Raw genomic sequence first — 6211 nt, forward strand, 5'->3', positions numbered from 1 at the left:
GCATTAAGGAGTCACCCGGCGTGACGGAGAAGAACGCACAGGGCAAAACCCTGGTCATCGTGGAGTCGCAGACGAAAGCGAAGAAGATCCAGAAATACCTGGGTAACAACTACTTCGTTGAGGCTTCCGTGGGGCACATTCGCGACCTTCCCGGCCGCTCTGCTGACATTCCTGCGAAGTACAAGAAGGAGCCGTGGGCACGCCTAGGCGTGAACCCGGAGAACTCTTTCGAGCCGATTTACGTGGTCAGCGCGGATAAAAAGAAGAAGGTCACAGATCTGCGCGCGAAGCTGAAGCAGTCCGACAAGCTGCTGCTGGCAACAGACCCGGACCGTGAGGGCGAAGCGATCGCGTGGCACCTGCTTGAGGTGCTCAAGCCGAAGGTGCCGGTGGAGCGCATGGTGTTCAATGAGATCACCGAATCCGCCATCAAGGAAGCCGCGGAAAACACCCGTGAGCTGGACATGAACCTTGTGGACGCGCAGGAAACGCGCCGTATCCTGGACCGCCTGTACGGCTACGAAGTCTCCCCGGTGCTGTGGAAGAAGATCATGCCGCGCCTGTCCGCTGGCCGCGTGCAATCCGTGGCCACGCGTGTGATCGTCGAACGCGAGCGAGAACGCATGGCCTTTGTCTCCGCCGAATACTGGGATGTCACCGCCACCCTCAACGCGGGTGCCACGGGTGCAGGTCAGCCCGATGAATTCGACGCCAAGCTCATTGCTATCGACGGCTCCAAGATCGCCCAAGGCCGCGATTTTGACGACCGTGGCCGGCTGAAGAACGACTCCCTCGTGGTGGTGGACAAGCAGGACGCCGAGAACCTCGCCGAGAATCTCACTGGCCAGGCGATGGAAGTATCCAACGTGGAGTCCCGCCCGTACACCCGCAAGCCGTACGCGCCTTTCATGACGTCGACTCTGCAGCAGGCAGCCGGTGCGAAACTGCACTTCACCTCGGCCCGCACCATGCGCATCGCGCAACGCCTGTATGAAAACGGCCACATTACCTATATGCGTACGGACTCGACCTCGCTGTCCCAGCAGGGCGTGGCGGCTGCGCGCGCCGCCGCCACGGAGTTGTATGGAGCCAACTACGTCACCGATGCCCCGCGCCGCTACGACCGGAAGGTGAAGAACTCCCAGGAGGCACACGAGGCGATCCGCCCCGCCGGCGAGCGCTTTGCCACCCCCGGCGAGCTGGCTCAGTCTCTTGATGCTGAGGAATTCAAGCTTTACGAGCTCATCTGGCAGCGCACCGTCGCCTCCCAGATGGAAGACTCCCGCGGCACGTCTGTCACCGTCACCGTTGCTGGTGACGCCAAGACCGGCGAACACGTTGAACTTTCCGCCTCCGGCCGCACCATCACCTTCCCGGGCTGGCTGCGCGCCTACTCTGACAGCCAGGACAGCAAGGAGAAGCACTTGCCGTCGTTGGCTAAAGGGGATGCCTTGACCGCCCGCGAAGTCACCGCCGACGGCCACTCCACCAACCCACCGGCCCGCTACACCGAGGCTAGTTTGGTGAAGAAGATGGAGGACCTGGGCATCGGCCGCCCGTCCACCTACGCCTCGATCATCAAAACCATCCAGGACCGTGGCTACGTGGCCACCCGTGGCAACGCACTCGTGCCCACCTGGGTCGCGTTCTCCGTGGTCGGGCTCATGGAGCAAAATTTCGATGCGCTGGTGGACTACGAGTTCACGTCCTCCATGGAAGACGAACTCGACGAGATCGCCCGCGGCACCGAAGACCGCACCGAGTGGCTCACCGGCTTCTACTTCGGCGATGCTGATGCGGACGATTCCACCGCCGAAGCCATCGCGCGCCGCGGTGGCCTGAAGTCCATCATCGAGACCAACCTCGAATCCATCGACGCCCGCCAGGTCAACTCGCTCGAGCTCTACATTGATGACGAAGGTCGCCCCGTCCACGTCCGCGTCGGACGCTACGGCCCCTACCTGGAGCGCCAGATCGGCGTCAATGCGGACGGCGAGCCTGAGTACCAGCGCGCCAACCTGCCCGAATCCACCACCCCGGATGAGGTCACCCCGGCTATGGCAGAGAAGCTCTTTGCCACCCCACCCACGGGCCGTGAGCTGGGCACCAACCCCGCCAACGGCCGTATGGTCGTGGCCAAGGAGGGCCGCTACGGGCCGTACGTCACCGAGCTTGTCCGCGACGATGAGCGCGCCACCGCCGAGGCCCGTGCGCTTGAGATCGTCGCTGCTGAGCGCGCCGAAGAGGACGCCCAGCGCGCCGCCGAGGGCAAGCGCGCCAAGAACTGGGAAACCAAAACCGCGACCGCGCAAAAAGAAAAGCGAGTCGAGCAGCTTATCGACGAGCACCTCAAACCCGCCACCGCCTCCCTCTTCTCCACCATGGAACCATCCACGGTCACCCTGGAAGAGGCACTGCAGCTGCTGTCCTTGCCGCGCGAAGTCGGTGTGGACCCGTCCGATGGTGAAGTGATCACTGCTCAGAACGGCCGCTATGGCCCGTACCTGAAGAAGGGCAGCGACTCCCGCTCCCTAGCCAATGAAGAGCAGATCTTCTCCATCACCCTGGACGAGGCCCGCCGCATCTACGCCGAACCCAAGCGTCGCGGGCGTGCCGCCGCCCAGCCCCCGCTCAAGGTGCTTGGTGATAACGACGTCTCCGGCAAACCCATGACCGTCAAAGACGGCCGCTTCGGCCCCTACGTCACCGACGGCACCACCAACGCCTCCCTCCAGCGCGGCGACACCCCCGAAACCATGACGGACGCCCGCGCCAACGAGCTTCTGTCTGCCCGCCGCGCCCGCGAGGCCCAGGATGCTGAGGCCGGTGGCACCAGTGGCACCGGCCGTGCAAAGAAGACCGCCAAGAAGGCTGCGAAGAAGACAGCCAAGAAGACCACGAAGAAGCCCCCGCAGACCACCAAACGTGTGATCAAGGCGGGTTCCCGCCGGAAGTAGGGCTTAAACCGGGTCTTCGGAGGGTCGGTTGTGTAAAAATTTACAACCGGCCTTTCGGGCAAATTTAAACCCGCTGGTCAGGGATTTCTAGTGCTGGATAGTTACCGGTGCAATGTAAAGTTTTACACACAGGCACCGATAGTTCAGTCTCCCTAGTGACGCTCCGCCAACGTCGGGCGCACGGGGCGGGCGAGTTGGGTCATCTTGTTGCGGCCGCGGAGCTCGATGGATTTCATGCGGGTCCAGCGGGCGTGCTCGATTTCGTTCGCTTCGGTGAGCGTTGAGGTGTTGGTGAGCACTCGGCCTGGAGTGGTTTTGGCCAGCTCGGTGAGGCGGGCGGCGGTGTTCACGGCGTCGCCGATGACGGTGTATTCGAAGCGGTCTTGGCCACCAATGTGGCCAGCAACAACGTGGCCAGCGGCGACACCAATGCCGGCGTCAAGCTCAAGTCCGCGCAGCTCCTGGCGTAGTTCACGGGCGGCCTTGAGCGCGTAGGAGACGAAGTCTGGCAGGTTAACCGGGGCGCCGAAGATGGCCAGTGCTGCGTCACCTTCGAATTTGTTGATCACGCCCTTGTTGCGGTGCACCACGTCGACGACGATTTCGAAGAAGCCGTTGAGGGCCTCCACCACTTCCTCAGGGGTGCGGTCCACGGCGAGTTTGGTGGAGCCGATGACGTCGACAAATACGACGGCAACTTGGCGTGCCTCACCACCGAGTTCCGGTTTTTCCTCCAGCGCCTTCTGGGCAACTTCGGAGCCAACGTATTGGCCGAAGATGTCGCGGACGCGTTCCCTTTCGTTGAGGCCACGCATCATTTCGTTGAAGCCGGCTTGGAGGACGCCGAGCTCAGAGCCGTCGTAAATGTCTACTTGCGCGGAGGTGTCGCCGCTGCGCACTTGGTTGATGGCGTGCTGGAGTTCCTTGATGGGGTCAACCACACTCATGGTGGCAAACATGGTGCCTGCCATGCCGGTGATGATGGCGGTGATGGCAATGGCGGAGACGGACGGCATGAGCTCGCCGGGGGTGTCTTGGAAGAAGCCGTAGCGCTGGGCGGCGAGCAGGAAGAGGATGCCAAGGAGGGGCACCCCGGATGTCATGAACCAGACCAGGTAGAGCCGCTGTTTGATGGGCGGCTCGAGCATGGTGTCTTCGGCGCGGTTGGACAGGGTTTTGGCGGCGATGGGCCGCACGAGTCGTTCGGCTTGGACGAAGGTGAGCACGCAGGTGAGCAGTCCAGCCATGATGGTGGAGATGGCCACTACGAAGGCGAGTTGGGCGTCATGTCGGGCGGTGGCGGCGGTGGCGATGATAATGCCAACGAGCCAAATCACCCCCACGACCAGCGTTTGTAGCACGGGGATGCGCAATACGAGGGTGCGTACAGCAGCGGCGTCGTACCGGTCGGGCCGGCGCCCGAAGTGCAGCACGGGCCGGAAGAGCGTGTAGGACACGATCCCGCCCACAACCACGGCAAGGATCAAGTACACGATGCCCAGCGGCGCGAAACCAGACGCGACCGCGCCGAGTTCTTTCGCCCCAGGCATGGGGATGAGGTAGCGGACAAAGGCCATGATGGCCATCGCGCTGACAACGTTGGTGAACAGCAGCACGGAGGCGTACAAGGGCCATGGGGTGCCCATGATCCACCGAATACCGCGCCACATCCGTTCCACGATCATCTACTCTACGTTGCTTGTCGCCCCGCGGTTGTAGGGTGGGTGACGTGACTGCGCCGAATCTTCCTGCCTCGCGTTCTGTGGCTGAGCGCCTTGCCGATATTCCGTCGGTGCGTTCGGTGATCCTCGCCGCCGCAGCCGCTGCGCGTGGGGTGGAGGGGGCGCCGGCACATGCGATGACGCATTCGTGGTTGTTCACCGGTCCGCCGGGGGCGGGGCGTTCGACGTCGGCGTTGGCGTTCGCGGCGGCGCTCGTGTGCACCGATCCGGAGGAGCTCGGGTGCGGGCGCTGCCAGAGTTGTCGGGATGTTTTCGCCGGTGCGCACACGGATGTTGTGCATGTTGTGCCACAAGAGCTCGTCATCAAAGTCAAGACGGTGCGCGAGATCATCGCTCAAGCTTCTCGCTTGCCGACGATTTCCCCGTACCGCATCATCATCATCGACGACGCCGACCGGTTCTCCTTCGAAGCAGCCGACGCGTTCCTGAAAACGGTGGAGGAACCACCGGCATCCACGGTGATCATCATGTGTGCACCGTCGACGGATCCGGAGGACTTCTCCACGACGTTGCGTTCGCGGTGTAGGCATTTGTATGTGCCGGCTCCGTCGACAAGCGAAATTGTGCGCTTGCTGATGGAGGAGGAAGGAGCCTCGGAACAGGTCGCCCGGCTTGCTGCGGTGACGTCGCTGCATCATGTGGGGCGGGCGCGTCGACTGGTGCGCTCGGAGGAGGCGCAACTGCGCAGGGGCATCGCGATCAACCTAGCGGAGCTGGTCTTCCACGGCGACCAGGCGTTCAAGGCGGTGGCCGCGTTGGTGAAGTCGGCGGATGCCGCGGCGAAGGATGCCTACGCGGACGCGGACCAGGAGGAGCGCGACAAACTGGAAAATGCCCTCGGCATGGGCGCGAAGGGAAAGGGTGCTGCGCGGGCACTGCGGGGGACAGCGTCCTCGATCAAGGAGCTGGAAGCAGCGCAGAAGGCCCGCGGTACGCGTCGTTTGCGCGACGTGCTGGACCTCACCTTGGTAGATGTGGCGGGGATTTACCGCGATGCCATTGTGATCCGCAGCGGTAGCGGGGTCGAGCTCGTTCACCCAGACTTTGAGGGACTCTCGCGTGAGATAGCCGAGCGCGTTGATGTGGCCGGGCTGACCGAATGCCTCGATGCCATCGTCGAATGCCGCGAACGCCTGGATCAGTCCGTGCTGCCGGTCATTGCCTTCAACGGAATGTTGGGCCGCATCCGGCTCGCTTGTGGTGTGAGCTGACCAGCGATTTTTGCTCGGGGCTGTTTCTCCACTAAGCTATGCCCTCGGATTGCACGCTGTGCTTTCCGCGCCGCCTTAGCTCAGTCGGCAGAGCGTTTCACTCGTAATGAAAAGGTCGCGAGTTCGATTCTCGCAGGCGGCTCCACCAAATCCCCAGCTAGAACACTGTTTCAGCTGGGGTTTCTTCGTCCAAGCGCGGTCACCTGTTCTCAACTTTCAAAAGTGGGTTAAGGGTCAAAAAGTGTGTCTGGCCCCGGCGTGTCGTGGGGTTAGATTTGGCCTTTTTGGATGCCGATTGAGT

3 protein-coding genes and 1 tRNA gene are annotated in these 6211 nt (G+C 62.7%); 3 read left to right on the top strand and 1 reads right to left on the bottom strand.

The genetic code is table 11. The features are described from left to right. The first annotated feature begins 20 nt into the window (after positions 1-20). A complete protein-coding gene (topA, locus tag QP968_RS07350) occupies positions 21-2957 on the top strand; it encodes a type I DNA topoisomerase (protein ID WP_284855762.1) in 2937 nt (978 codons plus the stop codon). A gap of 152 nt (positions 2958-3109) precedes the next feature. Here the strand turns inward: topA and QP968_RS07355 are convergent, their stop codons facing one another. Next, complete coding sequence (locus QP968_RS07355; protein WP_284855763.1) at positions 3110-4636, bottom strand: adenylate/guanylate cyclase domain-containing protein; 1527 nt, start codon at positions 4634-4636, stop codon at positions 3110-3112. 50 nt (positions 4637-4686) lie between these two features. On the opposite strand from QP968_RS07355, the gene QP968_RS07360 reads away from it, so the two are divergent. Both QP968_RS07360 and QP968_RS07365 read left to right on the top strand, forming a co-directional pair. Next, positions 4687-5910, top strand: coding sequence for a DNA polymerase III subunit delta' (locus QP968_RS07360; RefSeq protein WP_284855764.1), 1224 nt, complete (start codon positions 4687-4689; stop codon positions 5908-5910). Positions 5911-5979: 69 nt separating this feature from the next. After that, a tRNA-Thr gene (locus QP968_RS07365) sits at positions 5980-6055 on the top strand. The last annotated feature ends 156 nt before the right edge of the window (positions 6056-6211 follow it).

The sequence above is a fragment of the Corynebacterium sp. MSK041 genome, from assembly GCF_030232265.1.
Taxonomy (GTDB): Bacteria; Actinomycetota; Actinomycetes; order Mycobacteriales; family Mycobacteriaceae; genus Corynebacterium.